This window comes from Streptomyces sp. AC627_RSS907, from assembly GCF_019049165.1.
On record NZ_JAGMUE010000103.1, the window covers coordinates 34,407 to 54,379 of the forward strand.

19 protein-coding genes are annotated in these 19,973 nt (G+C 71.4%); 4 read left to right on the plus strand and 15 right to left on the minus strand.

Annotated features, from left to right (window positions below; translation table 11 throughout):
* Positions 1-30: 30 nt before the first annotated feature.
* From KUM32_RS22920 to KUM32_RS22965, 10 genes are all read right to left on the minus strand, one after another.
* Positions 31-969, minus strand: coding sequence for a 3-oxoacyl-ACP synthase III family protein (locus tag KUM32_RS22920; protein ID WP_217143820.1), 939 nt, complete (start codon positions 967-969; stop codon positions 31-33).
* 45 nt (positions 970-1,014) lie between these two features.
* The gene (locus KUM32_RS22925) at positions 1,015-1,995 is read right to left on the minus strand and encodes an aldo/keto reductase (protein ID WP_217143821.1); all 981 of its coding nucleotides are present in this window, start codon (positions 1,993-1,995) and stop codon (positions 1,015-1,017) included.
* Positions 1,996-2,000: 5 nt separating this feature from the next.
* The gene (locus KUM32_RS22930) at positions 2,001-2,555 is read right to left on the minus strand and encodes a carboxymuconolactone decarboxylase family protein (protein WP_217143822.1); all 555 of its coding nucleotides are present in this window, start codon (positions 2,553-2,555) and stop codon (positions 2,001-2,003) included.
* 41 nt (positions 2,556-2,596) lie between these two features.
* The gene (locus KUM32_RS22935) at positions 2,597-4,159 is read right to left on the minus strand and encodes an NAD(P)/FAD-dependent oxidoreductase (protein ID WP_217143823.1); all 1,563 of its coding nucleotides are present in this window, start codon (positions 4,157-4,159) and stop codon (positions 2,597-2,599) included.
* A 15-nt stretch (positions 4,160-4,174) separates the two neighbouring features.
* Positions 4,175-4,468, minus strand: coding sequence for a putative quinol monooxygenase (locus KUM32_RS22940; RefSeq protein ID WP_217143824.1), 294 nt, complete (start codon positions 4,466-4,468; stop codon positions 4,175-4,177).
* Complete coding sequence (locus tag KUM32_RS22945; RefSeq protein ID WP_217143825.1) at positions 4,465-5,157, minus strand: histidine phosphatase family protein; 693 nt, start codon at positions 5,155-5,157, stop codon at positions 4,465-4,467. The genes KUM32_RS22940 and KUM32_RS22945 overlap by 4 nt, the downstream gene beginning before the upstream one ends.
* A 3-nt stretch (positions 5,158-5,160) precedes the next feature.
* Positions 5,161-5,418, minus strand: a complete 258-nt coding sequence (locus tag KUM32_RS22950) for a phosphopantetheine-binding protein (protein ID WP_217143826.1) — start codon at positions 5,416-5,418, stop codon at positions 5,161-5,163.
* A gap of 125 nt (positions 5,419-5,543) precedes the next feature.
* On the minus strand, positions 5,544-6,545 hold the full coding sequence (locus KUM32_RS22955; RefSeq protein WP_217143827.1) for a beta-ketoacyl-ACP synthase III: 1,002 nt from the start codon (positions 6,543-6,545) through the stop codon (positions 5,544-5,546).
* Entirely contained in the window at positions 6,542-7,555 is a 1,014-nt protein-coding gene (locus KUM32_RS22960) for an AvrD family protein (protein WP_217143828.1), read from the minus strand. The genes KUM32_RS22955 and KUM32_RS22960 overlap by 4 nt, the downstream gene beginning before the upstream one ends.
* Entirely contained in the window at positions 7,552-8,043 is a 492-nt protein-coding gene (locus KUM32_RS22965) for a hotdog fold thioesterase (protein WP_217143829.1), read from the minus strand. The genes KUM32_RS22960 and KUM32_RS22965 overlap by 4 nt, the downstream gene beginning before the upstream one ends.
* Positions 8,044-8,280: 237 nt before the next feature.
* Here KUM32_RS22965 and KUM32_RS22970 point away from each other — a divergent pair, with 237 nt between their 5' ends.
* Positions 8,281-9,258, plus strand: coding sequence for an aldo/keto reductase (locus tag KUM32_RS22970; RefSeq protein ID WP_217143830.1), 978 nt, complete (start codon positions 8,281-8,283; stop codon positions 9,256-9,258).
* A 7-nt stretch (positions 9,259-9,265) separates the two neighbouring features.
* Here the strand turns inward: KUM32_RS22970 and KUM32_RS22975 are convergent, their stop codons facing one another.
* Together KUM32_RS22975 and KUM32_RS22980 are read right to left on the minus strand one after the other, a co-directional pair.
* Positions 9,266-9,952 carry a helix-turn-helix transcriptional regulator gene (locus KUM32_RS22975; RefSeq protein ID WP_217143831.1) on the minus strand — a complete coding sequence of 229 codons (687 nt, stop codon included), beginning with the start codon at positions 9,950-9,952 and terminating at the stop codon, positions 9,266-9,268.
* Between the two features lie 250 nt (positions 9,953-10,202).
* The gene (locus KUM32_RS22980) at positions 10,203-11,081 is read right to left on the minus strand and encodes a helix-turn-helix domain-containing protein (RefSeq protein ID WP_217143832.1); all 879 of its coding nucleotides are present in this window, start codon (positions 11,079-11,081) and stop codon (positions 10,203-10,205) included.
* An 87-nt stretch (positions 11,082-11,168) separates the two neighbouring features.
* On the opposite strand from KUM32_RS22980, the gene KUM32_RS22985 reads away from it, so the two are divergent.
* A complete protein-coding gene (locus tag KUM32_RS22985; protein WP_254405979.1) occupies positions 11,169-12,443 on the plus strand; it encodes a beta-ketoacyl synthase in 1,275 nt (424 codons plus the stop codon).
* A 245-nt stretch (positions 12,444-12,688) separates the two neighbouring features.
* On the opposite strand, the gene KUM32_RS22990 is transcribed toward KUM32_RS22985, so the two are convergent.
* Positions 12,689-13,576 carry a septum formation family protein gene (locus KUM32_RS22990; RefSeq protein WP_217143833.1) on the minus strand — a complete coding sequence of 296 codons (888 nt, stop codon included), beginning with the start codon at positions 13,574-13,576 and terminating at the stop codon, positions 12,689-12,691.
* 340 nt (positions 13,577-13,916) lie between these two features.
* On the opposite strand from KUM32_RS22990, the gene KUM32_RS22995 reads away from it, so the two are divergent.
* Both KUM32_RS22995 and KUM32_RS23000 read left to right on the plus strand, forming a co-directional pair.
* On the plus strand, positions 13,917-15,980 hold the full coding sequence (locus KUM32_RS22995) for an FAD-dependent oxidoreductase (RefSeq protein WP_217143834.1): 2,064 nt from the start codon (positions 13,917-13,919) through the stop codon (positions 15,978-15,980).
* A gap of 452 nt (positions 15,981-16,432) precedes the next feature.
* Entirely contained in the window at positions 16,433-17,740 is a 1,308-nt protein-coding gene (locus KUM32_RS23000) for a peptidase (protein WP_217143835.1), read from the plus strand.
* Between the two features lie 234 nt (positions 17,741-17,974).
* Here KUM32_RS23000 and KUM32_RS23005 read toward each other — a convergent pair whose 3' ends face one another.
* Positions 17,975-19,021 (minus strand): ABC transporter substrate-binding protein, encoded by a 1,047-nt coding sequence (locus tag KUM32_RS23005; RefSeq protein WP_217143836.1) that lies wholly within the window; start codon positions 19,019-19,021, stop codon positions 17,975-17,977.
* Between the two features lie 103 nt (positions 19,022-19,124).
* The gene (locus tag KUM32_RS23010; RefSeq protein WP_217143847.1) at positions 19,125-19,964 is read right to left on the minus strand and encodes an ABC transporter ATP-binding protein; all 840 of its coding nucleotides are present in this window, start codon (positions 19,962-19,964) and stop codon (positions 19,125-19,127) included.
* Positions 19,965-19,973: the final 9 nt, after the last annotated feature.

Consider the following 19,973-nt stretch of genomic DNA (forward strand, 5'->3'; position numbering starts at 1 on the left):
GGCCGGAGTGCCGTCGGCTGTCGGGGCGGGTCACGTCCGGCGGATCGCCGTGACCCCCCAGGTGAAGCCCGACCCGGCCGTCGCGATGATCACCAGGTCGCCGGAGCCGATCCGGTCCTCCCGTTCCAGCTCTTCCAGGGCCATCAGCGGGTCGACGCCGCCCAGATGGCCGTCGCGTTCGTACTGGAAGACACTGCGCGAGGCGTCCACGTCCAGCGCGTCCAGGTACGCGCGGTGGGTGTCCTGGTTGCCGTGCGTGACCAGGAAGTGGGCCACGTCGGCCACCTTCGCGCCGATGTCCGTGAGGACCTTGTGCGTCAGGGTGGTGAAGTTGTCCAGGAAGGCCTCACCGAGGCCGTCCGGCTTCTCGCCCCGCTCGACCTTGACCTCGCCGTTCCTGATCTCGCCGTAGTAGGAGTCCACCCACCGAGGGTCGGTGTGGTGGGCCCCACCGAGCACCTCGTACCGGATGTCCGGGGCCTCCGGGGTGTCCGCGGCGAGCAGTACCGCGGCCGCGCCGTCCGCGAAGTTGAACAGCTCGATGTGGCCGGTGCCGTACTCCACGAGTTCGCTGAGGCGGTCCGCGACGACCACCAGGGCGTACGCGTGCGTGCCCGCCCGCACCTGCTCGTCGGCCAGCTTGACGGCCACCATGCCGGCGTTGCAGAAGTTGGAGATCTCGTAGCAGTGGGCCTGCGTGATCCCCAGCTCGGCGGCGATCTTGGCCGCGGGTGACCAGAACGGTGTGCCCCATTCGCTGGAGCCCGCGTAGAGGACGAGACCGATCTCGTCCAGCGGCACCGGACTGCGGTCCAGCAGCCTCGCCGCGGCGTCCCGGCCCAGGCCCCAGGCGGTCTCGTCCCCGGCCAGCACCGAGAACTTTCCCGACGGCAGGACCTGCGCGAGCTTGTCCGGGCCGTAGCCCGACTCCCGGCCGACCTCGTCGACGCTGCGTCTGCCACTGGGCATGGCCAGGGCGTAGTCGGCTATTCCCACGGTTCCTCCAGCTGCCTGTCAGACGTATTCCACGACGGTGTGCGGCACGTAGGGCGCCTCGAGCCGGGCCGCCTCGGTGTCGTCCAGTTCCAGTTCCAGGGCGGCCACCGCGTCCTCAAGGTGATGCGGCCGCGTCGCGCCGACGACGGGAGCGGTGACCGCCGGCTGCCGCAGCAGCCAGGCCAGGGCGACCTGCGCCATGGGGACGCCCCGCTCGGCGGCGATCTCCGCGACCACCCGGGCGACCGCGCGGTCGGCCCGCTCGGTCGGGCCGTAGAACCGGTCCTGGACCGGGTCACCCGCCGTGCGCACCGACTCCGTGTCCCAGGCCCGCGCGAGCCGGCCCCGGGCCAGCGGACTCCACGGGGTGACGCCCACGCCCTCGGCCAGGCAGTACGGCAGCATCTCCCGTTCTTCCTCGCGGTTGATCAGGTTGTAGTGGTCCTGCATGCTCACGAACCGGGTCCATCCGTGCAGGTCGGCGACGTACTGCGCCTTCACGAACTGCCAGGTGCGCATCGAGGAGGCGCCGATGTAGCGGACCTTGCCGGAGCGCACCACGTCGTGCAGTGCCTCCATCGTCTCCTCGACGGGCGTCTCGGGGTCCCAGCGGTGGACGATGTAGAGGTCGATGTAGTCGGTGTCCAACCGGCGCAGGCTGGCGTCGAGTTCGCGCATGATCGCCGAGCGGGACAGGCCGCCCGACAGGGGGTTGGCGTCGAGCTTCTCGTACACCTTCGTCGCCACGACGACGTCCTCGCGCCGGGTCAGCTTCTTCAACGCGCGGCCGAGGAACTCCTCGCTGGTGCCGAGGGAGTAGATGTTCGCGGTGTCGAAGAAGTTGATGCCGAGGTCGAGGGCCTGGGCGATGAAGGGCAGGCTCTCCTCCTCGGCCAGTGACCACGGGTGGGCGCCGAGGCCGGGCTCGCCGTAGCTCATGCAGCCCAGCGCGAGGCGGGAGACCTTCAGGCCGGACGAGCCCAGTCGCACGTACCGCAACGCACTCAGCCCTTCACCTGGTCCTGCACCTCGGTCAGCCGGCCCCAGGAGGCGATGCCCTCGTCGAGCGGGATGTCGAGGCTGGCGAGGTACATGGCGGTCATGGCGCTGTGGCCGGCGAGATGGGTGACCTCGGCGATCTCGTTCTGGGAGTAGTGCTTGCGCAGGTCCCAGTACGCCTCCTCGCTCGCCTTGTGGTCGACCATGCAGTCGGTGACGTAGCGGACCAGCGCGGCGCGGGCGGCCGGCAGTTCGTCGTACAGGCCGTCCTCGATCGCCTTGATCTCGGTGTCGTCCAGACCGGCCTTCTTGGCGAGCGGGTAGTGCAGCAGACGCTCGAACTCGCTGTCCCGCAGCTTGGCCACGCGCAGCACGATCACCTCGCGGTCCAGCAGGCTCAGCAGCCCGACGGTGAAGGTGCCGCCGAGCGCGAGGTGCGCGGCGGCCGAGTTCTTGGTCAGCAGCAGCGCGCGGGTCAGGTTGGACTCGAACTTCTCGTACACGGCGCGCTGCTCGGGCGTCATGTCGGCGACTTCGGTGAGGGTGACGCGAGGGGACATTCCAAGCTCCTCGGGTGAGCGGGGTTCGGGTGGTCGGTGGGTCATGCGGGTACGGCGGTGAGGGGCGCCCGCGCCGTGTCGCGCACGTGGCGGGCGAGGGCCCGGGCGACCGTGTGCACACAGGCTTCGGGGGATCCGGCGTCGAGCGGGACCAGGGCGTCCAGGTGACCGTCCGGACGGACGACCAACGCGTGGGGCCCGGCCGGGAGCCTGCCGAGCAGCGGGCCGGGCGGACGGCCCCCGAGGTCGGCGAGCGCCGCGCCGGAGATCCCGGTGCGCAGCGCGTCGACGACCTGCGTCCAGTGCTCGTGGCGGTACTCCAGCCCCGGCCAGAGCAGAACCGTGAAGCGGTCCACGGCGAGCACGGGCTGGGTGCTCGACGTGCGCCAGCCCAGCGGCAGCCGCTCACCCGGCACCAGGGTGCGCCGCCTCGGCCGGGCACCGTAGTGGGTGTCGATCTGGGCGAGCCGGGGCGCGAGGGCCTTCTCCAGGGTCTGGGTCGCGGTGCCCAGCCGGTAGACGGCGTCGCGGGCCAGGGTCCGGCGCCGGGTGGAGTACAGCCCGATCCGGGCGAGCCGGGTGGACAGCGCGGCCACCTGGTCGACGGCCGGCCGGCGCTCGGTGTCGTAGCTGTCCAGCAGCGCGGGACGGTAGTCGCCGCGCACCACACCGGCCAGCTTCCAGCCCAGGTTGACCGCGTCCTGGATGCCGGTGTTCAGGCCCTGTGCGCCGGACGGGCTCATGGCGTGGGCCGAGTCGCCGACGAGGAAGACGCGGTCGGCGCCGTAGGTGGCCGCCGAGCGGACGTGCGCGGTGAAGACGCCGCTGAACCGCATCTCACCGAGGCGCCGGGCTCCGGGGACGCGTTCGGCGAGCAGTGTCTCGAAGAACGCGCGGTCGGGGGTGTCGCCGGTGTAGCCGTCGGGCACGCTCGCACCGACCCGGAAGACGCCGTCGCCGAGCGGCGCCAGCACCATGTTGCCGGTGCGGGTCAGGTAGTACGCGGCCTCGCTGCTGGTCGTCTCGCCCAGGATCTCGGCGTCGGTGATGGCCAGCCGGGTCCGGAGGGTGCGGCCGGTGAAGCGGAAGCCGAACACCTCGCGGACGACGCTGCCGTAGCCGTCGGCGCCCACGACGTAGTCGTAGGTACGGGTCTCCTCGGTGCCGTCGGGCAGGCGGAGCCGGCAGTCCACGCCGTGCGGGTGCCGGGTGCCGTCGAGGAAGGTGTGGCCGTACTCGATGCTGCCGCCGAGCCCGGTCAGGTGCTCTTCGAGGATCGCCTCGGTGCGCCACTGCGGGATGGTGATGGCGAACGGGTAGCCGACGCCCCGCAGCCGGTCGAAGCGGACCAGGCCGATCATTTTCTTGTTCGAGTAGTAGTTCATCTGGTCGAAGTAGTGACCGCCTTCGACCAGCTTGTGGCCCACGCCCACCCGGTCCAGGAGTTCCAGGATGCGGGGCCACAGGATGGTGGCCCGGGAGTGCGGGCTCTGCCTGCGGAGCTTGGAGATGACGTCGGCCCGGACGCCGTGCGCGAGGAGTTCGGTGGCGAGCACCATCCCCACGGGACCGGCCCCGACCACGAGGACGCGCGGTCGCTGCATGTCGCTCACCACGCGTCAGGCGTCGAGCGCGCGCAGGCGGTGGACGTACGGCGGGTGAGTGAACGCGCCCTCGGTGCGGGCGAGGAAATCGGCGACGTACGGCTCCTTCATGTGCAGGTCGATGGCCTCCTGGTCGGCCCAGTCCTCCACCAGGACGACGATGTTCGGGTGCTCCTCGGAGCGCAAGGCGTCGAAGCGCAGCGCGCCCTCCTCCTTCCGGGTCGCCTCGCACAGCTCCTGGAACGCGGCCGTGACCGAGTCCATGCGGTCCGGTACGACGTCGAAGAGAACGGTGATCTCGATGCTCATGTGCGGGTCACTTCCTTGGCGGTGAGGTCGTCGAGGTCGACGAAGGTCACGGGTGGGGAGGGCCGGCCGGTCCCGGCGCACTCCCGCGGGTCGGCGTTCCACCGGACGAGCGCGACGCGGGCACGGCCCCGAGCGGTCCACTCGGTGTCCAGGCAGAGGGCGCGGCAGGTGCCGAGCATGGCCCGGGGCTCGTCGTCGCGAGCGGCGACGAGCGCTGCTGCCAGCAGGTTCAGCACCCCGCCGTGTGCCACGACGAGGAGCCGCTCGGCGGTCCGTTCCGCCGTGAGCACGGCGTGCAGCGCCCGGCAGAAGCGGGCCCGCGCGGCATGGCCGCTCTCGCCGCCCGGCGGGGCGTAACCGGGGTCGGTCAGCAGCCGCCGCACGGTCTGCGGTTGGGTCCGGGCGAGATCGGCGCGGTGCAGCCCGTCGAGGCCGCCGAGATGGCGTTCGCGCAGGTCGTCGACGCGGTGGTGGGGCACGTCGAGCCGGCCCGCGGCGTACGCGGCGGTCTGGGCCGCCCGTGCCATCGGTGAGGAGTAGACCGCTGCCCAGCCGCCGGGCGGCAGTGAGCGCGCGGCCCGCTGGGCCTGGCGTACCCCCTCGTCGTTGAGCGGGATGTCGGCCTGGCCCTGGAAGCGGTCGGCGGTGTTGCGGTCGGTCGCTCCGTGGCGGAGCAGGACGACGCGCACGGCTCAGACGGTGCCGGCGGCGGCCGTCGCGCCGAGGGCCTCGACGGCACGGGCGGCCTCGTCGATGCTCTGCTGGGCGGTCAGCACGCCTTCGGCGATGGGGACGCCGAGCCGCTTCTCCAGCAGCAGTGACATCTCCAGCAGGGCCAGGGAGTCCACCGCCAGGTCCTCGAAGACGGTGCTCCGGGCCACCTCTTCCTGCGGTATGTCGAACTTCCCGGTGAGGATCTCGATGATCATCGTGGTCACGGAACCGGTCATGGGTCACCTCGGGAACGTGGTGGTGTGCAGGGGGAGCCGAGCAGGCCGCGACGGTGCGGCCTGCCGGGTGCGGCCGGCGGGCGGGTGAGCGCGGGTGAGGGTGGGCCGCAGGATCCGGCCGGGGTTCAGCCGGCCGGCAGGTCGGGCCAGACCAGGGTGGCCGAGCCCCAGGTGGCGCCGCCGCCGAACGCGGTCAGCAGGACCCGGTCGCCCTTCGTGAGGGTGCCGTCGGCCAGGCCGTCGGCGAGGGCGAGCGGGATGGAGGCGGCGGAGGTGTTGCCGACGCGCTCGATGTTGAGCACGGCGCGCTCCGGGGGCAGCCCGAGCTGTTCGGCGACGGCGTGGATGATGCGGGTGTTGGCCTGGTGGCCCACGAGCCGGTCGACGTCGGCGACCTCCCAGCCGGTGCGGGCCAGCACCGTGCGTGAGGACTCCGCCATACGGCGCACCGCGGCGAAGAACACGGACTTGCCGTCCATCCGGAAGTACCGGTCCTCCGGACGGGGCGCCCCGCCCCGGGACCGCTCCTCGGCACCGCCGCCGCGCACCGTGATCAGGTCCGTCATGGAGCCGTCGCTGCCCAGGTGGACGTCGAGCACGGCACCCGGCTCGGTGCGCGTCCCGGCCCGCAGCAGCACCGCGCCCGCCCCGTCACCGAAGATCACTGACGTGGTGCGGTCGTCCGGGTCGAGGATGGTGCTGTACGACTCGGCGCCGATGACCAGCACCCGCTCGGCGAAACCCGCGGTCACGGCGGACGCGCCGGCCTGGAGGGCGTAGACGAAGCCGGAGCACACGGCCGCCACGTCGTACGCCGGTACGTCGGTGAGACCCAGGCGGGTGGCCACGGCCGGCGCCGTCGCCGGACACGGTCGGTCCGGGGTCGTGGTGGCGACGATCACCAGGTCGGCTCCGTCCCCACCGGCGTTCTTCAGCGCCCGTCCGCCGGCCTCGACGGCCAGGTCACCGGTGCTGGTCCCCGGGTCGACGACATGGCGCCGCGCGATGCCGGTCCGGGTGCGGATCCATTCGTCGGACGTGTCCAGTCGCCGGGACAGTTCGTCGTTCGTCACCACGCGCGGGGGTACGAAGCCGCCCACGCCGGCGAGCACGGCCGCCCGGGTCATACCGTCACGTTCCCTTCCGGGAGCCGGTGGGCGACCGCCGAGCGCACCTGGAGACCGGCGAGTTCGGCCACGACGTCCAGCGTGCGCCACGTTCCGCCGCCCATGCGCAGCAGACCGGGCTCGTCCAGCCGGGTGGTCACCGGAACGGCCACCGCGGGGCGGTCCGGGCGGGAAGCGGTCAGCGTGGTCTGGCGCATCCACAGGGTGTTGCTGTCCTGGCGGCGCATGCCGTCGAGGTCGTAGAGCATGATCTGGGCGAGCTGGAGGGCCGTGACGAAGGCGTCGATCACCGACACGGACGGCTGGTGCGCCCCCTCCAGGCCCGCGGTGGGCACCGCGGCGCCGTCCTCGTGGGCGACGGTCAGCGCGGCTTCGGCGCGCAGCGCCTGCTGGTCGACCGCCACGTCGCGGACGTACTGGCGCCGGGTGGTGAACCCGGTGCCGAAGTAGCGGCCCGCCGCCGGGCCGAGGAGGGCGTCCAGGCCGGGGTACGCGCGTGCGTCCCGCGCCGTCCCCGTCGGCAGGGCGTGGACGACCTCGCAGCGCACCCGCATGGTGCCGACCGCGCAGTCGACCAGGGACACGGCGCGTCCGGGGTCCTCGGCGAGCGGGTCGGTGCGGCGCAGCGTGGCCTCGGCCGGCAGTCGGCCGAGCTCCTCCTGCGGACTGGTGCCGGCCGTCATCCGGACCCTGCGCAGCCAGCCGTCGCGCAGGTCCGCGACGAGTTGGGTGAGGCACGCCTCGGCCAGCTGGGCGGCCACCACCAGGCCGTCGACGGTGCTGAAGTGGGGGCGCAGATCGGTGCCGGCCGCCTTCTTCGACCAGTCGGCCGGATAGCTGACGCCCACCGAGGAAGCGGCCCGCACGGTCCCGTCCGCGCCGGGGCCGATGCGCAGTTCGCCGATGTCGTAGCCGACCCGGCGGAAGCCACGGCCGAAGAACCGCTGCTCGGCCGGACCGAGGTGATCGTCGACGGACGCCACCACGGTCCGTCCTGTGGTCGGGGTCATCGGTGCTCCGTTCGTCTGGGTTGGTCCCCTGTCGGCCGCGGGACGGATGCCGTGCGCCCGCCCGGTCGGCGGCCGGCACCGCGCCGGATGGCGCAGGTGAGCCGTGCCGTGCAGGTCCGGTTGCCGGAGTCATCGGTGATGACGATCTCGTACGAGGCCATGGCCTGCCGTTCGCTCAGGGGCCGGCACACTCCGGTGACGGTCCCCGAGGAGACCCAGCGGTGGTGGGTGCAGGACAGGTCGACGCCCACCGCGTTGCCGCCCGGGCCCGCGCAGAGGAACGCGGCGAGGGAACCCAGCGTCTCGGCGAACACGGCGTTGGCGCCGCCGTGCAGGATTCCCACCGGCTGGCGATTGCCGGAAACGGGCATGGTGCCCACCACGAGGCCCGGTTCGCAGGTGATGATTTCCACACCCATCCGCCGGGTGAGTTGTTCGCCTTCGTATGCGCCTTCGACCCGCATCGGGCCCAGCATCATGTTCGGCATCACGGTCTCCGTCTGTTTCCGGGGCCCGCACCGGCGGGCCGATCCGAGTCAAACACCGTGGGGCGACCGGCAACAGGCTCATGGCCTGTTGCTGCCACGTGGTTGGCGCCTTTACCGAATACAGGAAGGCTTGTTCTCGGGAAGTAACCCGGTGGGAACCTGAGAATGCTTTGGTGCGCGCGCCCGGCTGTGCTCGGGTGACGATCGGTTGAGGAACAGGAAAGGAGCGCGGTCTCAGTGCAGCGTGTTTCGCTCGGTGGGCTCGAAGTATCACGCATCGGCCTGGGGGCCATGTCGATGTCCGACTACTACACGGGAGCGGGCAGCGACGAGGAGGAGGCCGTCCGCACCATCCGGCGGGCTCTGGACCTCGGCGTCGACCTCGTCGACACCGCGGAGATCTACGGTCCGTTCGTCAACGAGGAACTCGTCGGGCGGGCCGTCGCCGGACGCCGCGACGAGGTGGTGATCGCCACCAAGTTCGGGCTGGTCTCGCACGACGGTGCGGGCCCCGACGTGCTCGACAGCTCACCGGCCAATGTGCGCAAGGCGGTCGAGGGTTCGCTGGGGCGTCTGGGGACCGACCGCATCGACCTGTACTACCAGCACCGCGTCGACCCGGACACGCCGATCGAGGACACCATGGGCGCGCTGGCCGAGCTGGTGCGGGAGGGCAAGGTGCGGCACGTCGGCCTGTCGGAGGCCGGCCCGGAGACCATCCGGCGCGCCCATGCCGTGCATCCCGTGACGGCGGTGCAGACCGAGTACTCGCTGTGGTCCCGTGAGCCCGCCGAGACGCTGCTGCCGCTCCTGCGCGAGGCGGGTATCGGGCTCGTCGCGTACTCGCCGCTCGGCCGGGGCTTCCTCACCGGCGCGATCCGCTCCACCCAGGAGCTCGCCCCGGACGACTTCCGGCTGACCACTCCCCGGTTCGCCGAGGGCAACTTCGAGCGGAACCTGCGGCTCGTCGACGAGGTGGAAGCCGTGGCCCAGGATGTCGGGGCCACGCCCGCGCAGGTCGCGCTGGCCTGGCTGCTGACGCGGGGCGACGACGTCGTGCCCATCCCCGGGACCCGGCGCGCGGCCCGTGCCGAGGAGAACGCCGCCGCGGACGCGGTCGTCCTCACGGCCGGGCAGCTCGCTCGGCTCGACGCCCTCACCCCGCCGGCCGGCGAACGCTACGCCGAGCAGGACCTGGCGCGCACGGGGCTGTAGGCCCGGGTCAGATCCACTGCCGCCGAGCCGCTTCCGCCCCCGCCTGGAAGCGGCTCTGGGCGCCCATCCTGGACATCATGCCCGCGATGGTCCGGCGAACCGTGCGGACCGACAGACCGGTCCGCCGGGAGATGCCCTCGTCGGTCAGCCCCGCGGCGAGCAGCACCAGTGCCTCCCGCTCCCGTTCGTCCAGTCCGTCCGTCCCGTCTGTCCCGGCACGGCCGTCCGCCGGCGCGGAACTCGCCCACACCTGGTCGAAGAGAGCGTGGTGGGCCGCCACCAGAAGCCGCCCGCGCAGCAGCGTCGCCGAGGAGCCGCCCACCCCGGGGTCCGACGGCACGATCGCCAGGTCCCGGTCGGCCACGGCCATCCAGACCGGCAGCCGCGGCAGCGCCCGCACCTGCGCGCCGGACGCGGCGATCCGCCGCAGGTCCTCGGCCTGGGCGGGCTCCTGGGCGAGGTCCTCCAGGTGCAGGACGCGCACCCGCGCCCCACGGCGCACGAGCTCTGCGCTGAGCAGCGCCGCCCGCTCCCGCACCCGGCGGTCGTAAGGGCGACGGGGCAGCGCGAGCCGCAGCTCCCGCACCGTGCGCCGGCGCAGGGTGTCCAGCTGGGCCGCCACGGAGTCCGAGTCGGTCAGTGGCTGAAGTGCCGTCCGGGTGGTATCCGGTCTGACGAGCGTCTGGCTTTCCATGTCCCCGTTCCGCAGCAAAAGAGATACTCGGATCTGGCGCGGGCCCCCCGTGCATGGCAGCCGCCGGCCTCATGAAGAGGCAAAGACCCTTGATAAGAGGTAAAGAACCGGCGGTACGGCCGGAACCAAACGGGTCTCAGGTTGCGCCTGAATGAGGTTGCAAGGGCTGTTTAGCGCTTGTCAAGCGGCAAAATATTGCCGCTTGGAAGCCGTCACTTCCTGTGTAGAGTTGGTCGCGGGGCGGAGGCCGCTACGCCGGCATCAAGGCGACGAAGCGGGCGCCTGGACGGTAAGCGGGGAGGAGGACCTGGGCGGTGACAACCAACTCGGTCTGTGAAATGTGGGGGAGTGTCAGGCGGAATCTTCCGCCCTGCCGGAACGCGATGATGCGTGGCCCGGCATTCCAGAGTTCACGGCACACCGGCTCGTGCTGGACGCCCGTCAGTAAAGCGTTCAGGGTCGGATCGTCCGGACTGCGGAAGAGCGCGAACCTCAGCTGTGCGAGGTACAGCACGGCCTGCTTCTTCCAGTCCACTATCTGCTCACGTGATTCCGGGTCCTGCAGGACCCAGCGCATCAGATTGGCTTCCGGCTCACGGACCCAGGGAAACCACTGGGCCATGAGCGGGTTGTAGGCGATGACATTCCACGCGTGGTCGATGAGGTAGGCGGGAAAGGTTGTCTGTGCGTCGACCAGATCCTTGAGTCGGCCGAACCCGCCGCCGTCCTCCACCGACTGCTTCTCGTCCGACACCTCGGCCAGCCGGTACCAGTACAGAGCCGTACGTTCGTCCGGGCCGAGGGCCAGTGCGTCCGCGAGCAGGGTCAACGTGTCGAGGGTGAGCGGAACCTGAGCACCGCTCTCCAGCGCGCGGTACCAGCGCTCGCTGACCCCCATCCGCTGGGCGACCTCCTTCTGCGGCAGCGCCTTGCCGCGCCCCAGCCTGATGCCCGCCTCGGCGCGCCAGGCGCGCAGCAGGTGCGGAAGGTCGGCGAATTCCAGCTGGAATTCCGCTGGTTCGGGTATGTCTGGATTGCTCGACTCCGGCATGGCTCCCCCGTCCGTGTTCTGTGATGCAACGAACAAACAGTAGTCGGGGGCGCCATCGACCCCTTCAGACGTGAGCATGCCCGAAGATCGTCCGCTCCGCAGCGGGCCGGCCGGTCCGTCGGAAGAACGTGCGGAAATCACACGAGAACGAAGGGAAGTCTTGACATGAGAAATGTCAGGTCCATGTCCAACGTGGTGGTGACCGGACTGGGCGCCATCACGCCACTCGGTGTCGGCACCACCTCCCTCTGGGAGGGGCTGCTCGCCGGCCGGTCGGGCATCCGGCCGCTGACGGGGCCCGAGTTCGCCGGCCACCCGGTCCGGATCGCCGGCACCGTCCCCGCCGATTCCGCCGGGCTGTTGCCCAGGCCACAGGCACGGCGCATGAACCGGGCCGCCCTGTTCGCGGTGACGGCGGCCCGTGAGGCGTGGCGGGACGCGGGGTTCACCGAGGGCGGCACCCGGGCCAGCGGCCTGGACCCGGAGCGGGTCGGCGTCTGCGTGGGCACCATCATCGGCGGCGCCGGCGTACTGGTGGAGGGTGACCGCCGGCTGCGGGACAGAGGCGTCCGGGCGGTGCCGCCGCTCACCGCGCCCATGACCGTGCCCTCCCAGGCGGCCTCCCAGATCTCGCTCGACCTGTGCATCACCGGGGAGGCCCGCACCGTGGTCAGCGCCTGTGCCTCCGGCACCGAGGCCATCGGACAGGCCATCGACCGCATCCGGTACGGCCACGTCGACGTCGTGCTCGCCGGCGGGGCGGAGGCCGCCGTGACGCCCGAGGTCATGGCCGCGTTCACCGCGATGCGCGCGCTGTCCGCCCGCAACGACACACCCGAGGCCGCGTCCCGGCCCTTCGCCAAGGACCGGGAGGGCTTCGTGAACAGCGAGGGGGCGGGCCTGCTGGTGCTGGAGTCGGAGGAACACGCGCTGGCCCGCGGGGCCCGGATCTACTGCGAGGCCGCCGGCTGGGGGCTGTCGGCCGACGCGCACCACATCGCCGCGCCGGACCCGACGGGCACGGGGGTGGCGGCCGCCCTGCGGCGCGCGGTCGAGGACGCGGACGCCGGCACCGCCGACGTGATGCACGTCAACGCGCACGCCACCGCGACCGTCGAGGGCGACCTGGCGGAGGCGGCCGCGCTCGGTGCCGTCCTCGGTGACGCGGAGGGTGTCGTCCCCGTGCCGGTCACGGCGCTCAAGGGTGGCCTGGGGCACCTCCAGGGCGCCGCGGGCGGTGTGGAGGCGGTGGCCACGGCACTCACCCTGCACCACGGGGTCATCCCGCCGACCATCGGCTGCGACGACCTCGACGACGCGATCCCGCTCGACGTCGTCACCCACCTCGCCCGCCCGCTGCCCGCCCGCGGCGACCTGGCCCTCAGCAACTCCTTCGGCTTCGGCGGACACAACGCGGTCCTGGCGCTGCGACGCCGGTGAGGTGGGGGTGCGGGTGGCCGGCGGGGCGCCCGCCTCCGGTGCCTCACCGAGACGGCACCGGCGCCCGCCCCCGCACAGCCCCCGAGGCGAACCGGTCGTCCGGGCCCCCGGGCCACTGGCCTGGGGGCTGACGCAGCGGGTGACGAGGGCGCGAGTGCCCGGGGGCGCATCACCCTCGGGCACCGGAGCCTTGTGCGTGCCGTTCCCGGCCGGTCCTGCCCGGCTACCGCCGAGCCGGCGGGGTGTCAGCCGGCCCAGACCTCGGCCTCCTCGGCCGGAACGGTGGTGGCCAGGCCCAGCTCCTTGCGGGCGGCGACCGACTTGTTCGGGTCGATGTCGGTGAACGCCGGGTCGTAGGCGAGGTAGAACGCGTCGGCGTCGGCGGCGTCCGCCGCCTTCTTCCAGTTGCCGGCCGCCTTCGTCAGCGTCGAACGGAGCTTGCCGACCTCGGTGCCCTTGATGCCGTCCAGGCCCTTGACGTGTGCGTCGAGGGCGGCCCCGACGGCCTTGGCCTGCGCCTTGTAACCGGCCAGGTCGTCCTCGACGGCGTCCTTCTCGGACTGGTTCGCCCACAGGGCCTCGTAGACCGCGTTCGCACCCTTGAGGTACGTGATCTGCTCGGGCTTGAGGGGCTTCCCGGCCTCCAGCGAACTGCTGAACGTGCCCTTCTCCGCGGTGTAGGCGCAGCTCACCGCGCGGTCACCCGTCGCCCAGCTCTCCTTGGTCGGGGTGTAGTAGAAGAGAGCGGCGCCCTTGGGGAGCGCCCAGGTGTCCGGGGCGTACTTCTGGGCCTCGACCGGGCAGCGGGTGTCCGCGATCTCCGAGACGCCGGCGTCACCGGGGTACGCCTTGTCCTTGTCGATCGAGAACTCGCCGACGACCTGGCCCTTGTGGGCCTCGTCGCAGGGCACGATCTCGACGGTGTACGCCGTCCCCTCGGCCTTGCCGGTCGGGTTGTAGCAGTCGCCGATGTCCAGCGAGTACACCGAGCGCTGGCGGGCCACCTTCTTCGCGCCGTCCTTGGCGCTGTCGACGGCGTCGGAGACGTCCGAGCATCCCGCCGCGCCGATCGCGAGCAGGGCGGCAACGGCGGATATGCCGCGAAGGGAACGATACGGGGCACGGACGGTCATGACGTGTACATCCTCTTACGTGTTCTTTAGGAAGGGCATGCGGATCGTATGCCATCTCGGCGGCCCGGATGCCCGGAGGCAGGCCTCACCTCATCGTGGTGACTCTGACTCGCGACGGGCCGCGAGGGTTGTGCCCACGCTGTCCGTGCTGTCCGTGCTGTCCGTGCTGTCCGTGCCGTCCGCGCTGCCCGTGCCGTCCGCGCTGTCCGTGCTGTCCGCGTGCGCCCGGTCCCGGGGGTGAACAGGGGGACAGGCCGCATTCCCGGTTCGAGTGGTTTAAGCGTCTCGTCCGTGTGAAGGCGCTACCTCCGTGTCCCTCGTGCACCAAGAGTGATGCGCGATGAACACTCAGAACGCGAACACCTCGGGCGTGAGCACGCCGTCCGGGAAGACCCCCCGTCCCGTGGACGAGGGACACCCGCCCGTATCCGGCACTCACGACCCGTCGCCTCGGTCACCGGCACCGCGTGTCACCGCGCCTTCGCGGCGTTCCGTGGTCACGGCGACCGGCGCCTCGGCGCTCGCCGTCGGTCTCACCGCCGCCTCCGCCGCCTCCGCGACCGCGCTCAGCCCCGCCACCGCGCCCGCGATCACGCCGGCCGCCGCACCGCCCGGCACCGACCCCAAGGCGTACAGGACGGTCGCCCGCGCCGTCGTCGTCCACGACGAGCAGGACAAGCCCCTGGTCCCGGCCTACGTGAAGGCCGTCAACGACGGCCTGCCGGCCAGCCGGGCGAAGGCCACGAAGCGGGTCCTGATCGTCGGGGCCGGACCGGCCGGCCTGCTCGCCGCCGACCTGCTCAACCGGGCGGGCCACGACGTCGTCGTGATCGAGGCCAACGGCAACCGGGTCGGCGGCCGTATCAAGACCTTCCGCAAGGGCGGGCACGAGAAGGGCCGGCAGCCCTTCGCCGACCCCCGGCAGTACGCCGAGGCCGGAGCCATGCGGCTGCCCGACAGCCACCCGCTCCTCATGGCCCTGCTCAAGAAGTTCGACCTCCCCCGCCAGGAGTTCTACCTGGTGGACGTCGACCCCGACGACCCGGCGAAGAAGACCAACCGCGCCTGGATCCACGTCAACGGCATCCGCGAGCGCCGGGCCGACTACGAGAAGAACCCGGAAAGGGTCAACGACACCTTCGGCATCACCGGCGCCGACCGGAAGCGGACCGCCGCCGCGATCCTCGCCGACGCCCTCGAACCCGCACACCGGCTCGTGCGGGGCAAGGAGGGAACGGCTCTCGTCGACGGCTGGACCGAGGTCCTCAAGAAGTACGGGCACTGGTCCATGTACCGGTACCTCACCGAAGCCGCGGGGCTCGACACCAGGACCGTCGACCTGGTCGGCACCGTCCAGAACCTGACCTCGCGGCTGCACCTCTCCTTCCTGCACAGCTTCCTGTCCGCCGCGCTGATCGACCCCAAGACCAAGTTCTGGGAGATCAAGGGCGGTACGGCGCGGCTCGTCGACGCGCTGTACGCGCCGGTGAAGGGAAAGGTGCGGCTCGACCGGCGTGCCGTGCGCATCGAACGCACCGGCGGCAAGGTGCGGGTGCACACCGTCTCCGAGGCCTGCCAGACGGGCAAGGGGGGCACCACGGAGGTCTTCGAGGGCGACGAGGCGATCGTCACCGTCCCCTTCTCCGGTCTGCGTCACGTCACCTTCGACCCGCCGCTGTCGTACGGCAAGCGCCGGGCCGTCACGGAGCTGCACTACGACGCGGCGACCAAGGTGCTGCTGGAGTTCTCCCGGCGCTGGTGGGAGTTGACCGAGGAGCAGTGGAAGCGGGCCCTCGACACCATCGAGGACGGCCTCTACGACAAGTACCGGGCGGGCAAGATCACGGACGCCAGGTACCTCGGCGCCCACAAGTCCGTGAAGGACCTGGGGGTGACGGTCCCCGACCACTACAAGCACTGCTTCGCCGCCTTCCGGCCCGCCATGGAGGGCGAGGTCGCAGCCGCCCACATCCGCGGTGGCGGCTCCGTCAGCGACAACGCCAACCGCTTCATGTACTTCGAGCACGCCCACCCCATGGAGGGCAGCGACGGCGGCATCATGCTCGCCTCCTACAGCTGGGCCGACGACGCCCTCAAGTGGGACTCCTACGCCGACGAAGAGCGCTACCTGCGCGCCCTCGCCGGAGTACAGGCGGTCTTCGGCCGCCGGTGCGAGGTCTTCTTCACCACCAAGTGCCGCACCCAGTCGTGGACGCGCGACCACTACGCCTACGGCGAGGCGTCCGTGCTCTTCCCCGGCCAGCACACGGAGCTGTTCCCCGACATCCCCACCTCCGAAGGACCGCTGCACTTCGCGGGGGACCACACCTCGATCAAGCCCGCCTGGATCGAAGGGGCCCTCGAGTCGGCCGTCCGCTCCGCCCTGAAGGTCCACACGGGCTGACCGAGGCGGGCGCACCCCCTGCCCCAGGTCGCGTCCGCGCGCCGGAACGCGACCTGGGCACGTCCACGGCGGCCTGCCCCACGCGCCGCCCTACAACCGACGACGCCCTATACCGAACCCGCCCCATACCGACACCGCCCTACAACCGACGACGCCCTGGCCGCCGAGTCGGCCGCCGGCCACCTGCAGCCGGGCCGTGCCCGCAGGTGCGACTGACCGCGTCGGAACCCCGAGCAAATGAGATGGTTCACAGAAAAACCGCGGCCTACGCGGGCAACTGTGCCCTTCCGTGCCGTTTGTCCGTACCCTGCGGAGGCGCTTCCGGCAAAGGCGCGAAAAGTCACCTGTGGCCGTGATCAGGCAGGTCATACGATCACCGGGGCGTCGCACCGCGTGAGCATTCCGCAAGCGCGAGGCCCCCCGCACCTTTCGCCACCCGACCAGGGGTCCATGTGAAGATTCGCCGTGTTCTCGCCACCGCCGTCGCCGCCGCCGTGACCGCCCCGGTCGTTCTCCTCTCGGCCGCGCCCGCCTTCGCCGACGACAAGCCTGCCGCGCAGACGCAGAAGGCGAAGCCGACGATCGAAGAGCTGGAGCAGGCCGTCCAGCGCGCGCAGAAGGAGTACGACGCCGCCGTCATCGCGGTGAACGACGCCGTCCGGTTCCTCAAGGAGGGCTTGGAGGCGGAGACCTCCCCGACCAAGACCGCGGTCATCGAGGCCAAGAAGGCCGCCGAGGACGCGGCCGAGGCCAAGACCGAGGCGGACCAGGCTGTCGTGGACGCCCGGGCCGAACTGGACGCCGCCACCACCGACGAGGACAAGGCGGCCGCACAGACGGCGCTGGACGAGGCCGAGAAGGCCGCCCAGCAGGCCGCGGAGGCCAAGAAGGCCGCTGACACCAAGGTCGCCGAGGCGACGACCGCCCACGACGACGCTCGCGTGGCCCAGTCCCGGAAGATCGGCCTTCTTCAGAAGGCGAGGGACGAGGCCAAGGAGAAGCTGGTCAGCGCAGAGAAGGCGCTCGCGGACGCCGAGGGCGAGGAGGGCGAGGAGGGCGAGGAGCCGGGTGGCGAGTGCGTCCCCGAGACCAGGCTCACCGCCGTCGTCCGCGGGCTGCCGGACAAGGTCGTCGGTGGAACCACGGAGCACTTCACGCTCCGCATCACCAACGGCACCGACAGGACGATGGACGCGGTGTACCCGTACGCAGCCGTTCACGCCTTCGACGACAAGGGTCTCAAGGAACTCGACTCCTCTCTCGACCTGGAGTGGTCCACCGCCGCGGACCCGGACTGGCGCGACGCCGACCTGCTGGACGGAACGTCCCTCGGCGCCCTCAAGGCGAAGTCCTCGGTCGACGTCAAGCTGCGGCTGAAGGTCGACGCGGACATCCCGTCCGGGCAGGGCACCGCGTTCGCCACGGCCGACTACGTCAACGAGGACGACTCCTGCGGCGGTTACCCGGACCTCGAGCACTACGACTTCCAGATCCTGGCCAAGGGCAGCGGCAGCGCCGGCGACCCGGACAAGGACGGGAACGAGGACTCCGGGGGCAAGCCCGGCACTCCCAACAAGCCCACCGGGCAGGGCGGCACGTCCACCACTCCGGCGAACACGACGGCCGGCCGCGGCTCGCTCGCCGACACGGGCTCGAGCGACGCCCTGCCGAAGGTCGCCCTGGCGGGCGGCGCGGCGCTCGTGCTCGGCGTCGGCACGGTGATCGTCGCCCGCCGCCGCAACCGGGCCGCCGACGCCTGACCGGAACGAACCACAGACAGACAGCAAGCAGGCCCAGGTCTCTGACCTGGGCCTGCTTCGTGAAGCGGGTGGCGAGAACCGAACTCGCGCTCTCAGCTTGGGAAGCGACGGCGCTTGGACGGGCTCTGTAGCTCCGACCAGCACAGGCAGTCCGATGCCAGGGGCGGGCGCCGGCAACAGTCGTCACCCTGGACCATCACACCCGGGTGAGCGCAGCCGGTCCGCCGGCCGGGTCTACTTGGTGAGGTGCTCCTCCAGGTCGGCGAGCACCTTGTCGGCGGCGGTCACGCCGAGGCCGAGGTACCACGTCTCGTCCGGGACGTCATAGGCGTGGCCTGCCTTGACCGCACCGAGGTTCTTCCACAAGGGGTTGCCCTGGGCCTTGGACTTGTCCGTGGCCTTCGGGTCGCCGTAGACGCCGGTGAAGACGTAGTCGGCGTCGGCCTGGTCGATGTTCTCGGCGCTGATCTCGGCGGCCAGGTCGTTGATGTCCTGGTTCTTGGGCCGCGGAATACCGGCGTCCTTCAGGATCGTGCCGATGAACGAGGCGTTGGCGTACAGGCGGATCACGCCGTCCGGCAGGTAGCGGACCATCGAGACGGTGGGCTTGTCGGTGCCGAGCTTCGTGCCCAGCGCCTTGGCCTTCTTCTCGTAGGCCGCCAGCTTCTGCTTCGCCTCGGCGGTCTTGTCGAGGGCGGCCGCGTTGAGGAGGTAGTTCTCCTTCCAGGTGAAGCCCGGGCGGAGGGAGAAGACGGTCGGTGCGATCCGGGACAGCTCGTCGTACTTGTCGGCGGCCCGCAGCTGGCTGCCCAGGATCAGGTCCGGCTTGAGCGCGGCGATCGCCTCGAGGTTGAGGGTGTTGATGGTGCCGACGTTCTTCGGGCTGCCCGCGTCCTTCTTCAGGTAGGACGGCAGCTCGGGGGAACCCTCGGTGGGGGCGAGGCCGACCGGCTTGACGCCCAGCGAGACCACGTTGTCGAGCTCGCCCACGTCGAGGACGACGACACGCTCGGGCTGGGCTTTGAGCTCGGTCTTGCCCATGGCGTGGGTAATGGTGCGCGGCCACTCGCCGGCCTTGGCGTCGGTGCCCATCGCGGCGGTCTTCTTCGCCGCGTCGGCGAACTCGTGCCCGCCCTTCGCGACCGCCTTCTTGTCGCCGGAGCCGGCCCCGGCCCCGGCGGACGTGCCCTCCCCGTCGGAGGAACCACCGCACGCCGTCAGGGCGAGGGCGGCGGCGAGAGCGAGGGCTGCTGCGGCGGTGCCGCGGCGGCGGACGGACATGGAGGACTCCCGTCGGACAAGGACAATGTGGCCGAAAAAATAGGCAAGCCTTACCTTATGTGAATCTTGTGACCGGTCATACCCCGGGAGGCAGGGGTTCCGGTCACACTCCGCCTCGACGCTCCGTCGGCCCTGGAGGACCGGGCACCACCAGCGGATCCCCCGTCACCGGATCCGGTACGACGACCGACGCCAGACCGAAGACCTCCCCGACGAGTTCGGCGGTGACGATGTCGGCGGGCGGCCCCTGCGCCACGATCCGCCCGGCCCGCATGGCTATCAGGTGGTCGGCGTAGCGCGCCGCCTGGTTCAGGTCGTGCAGCACCGCCACCACCGTCCGGCCGCGCTCGCGGTTCAACTGACGTACAAGATCCAGGACTTCGACCTGGTGGGCGATGTCCAGATACGTCGTCGGCTCGTCGAGCAGCAGCAGGTCCGTGTCCTGGGCCAGGGCCATGGCGATCCACACGCGCTGGCGCTGGCCGCCCGACAGTTCGTCGACCTGACGCTCCGCGAGGTCGACGGTCGAGGTGCGTTCCATCGCCTCGGCGACCTGCGCCTCGTCCGCCTCGGACCACTGCCGCCACCACTTCTGGTGGGGCATCCGGCCACGCGCGACGAGGTCCGCGACCGTGATCCCCTCCGGCGCCACCGGAGTCTGCGGCAGCAGCCCGACCACCTGGGCGATCCGCCGGCTCGGGATGCGGGACAGGTCGGTGCCGTCCAGGAGCACCGCGCCCTCACGGGGCTTCAGCAGCCGGCCCAGCGCGCGCAGCAGCGTGGACTTGCCGCAGGCGTTGGGGCCGACGATGACAGTGACCTTGCCGTCCGGGATGTCCACGTCCAGGTCCTCGACGACCACCCGGTCCTCGTAGGCGAGGGTGAGTCCCCGTGCGGTGAGGCGAGCGCCGGTCACGGGGGTGCTCGGCCGGTCCTCGGTCATGTCGGCGGT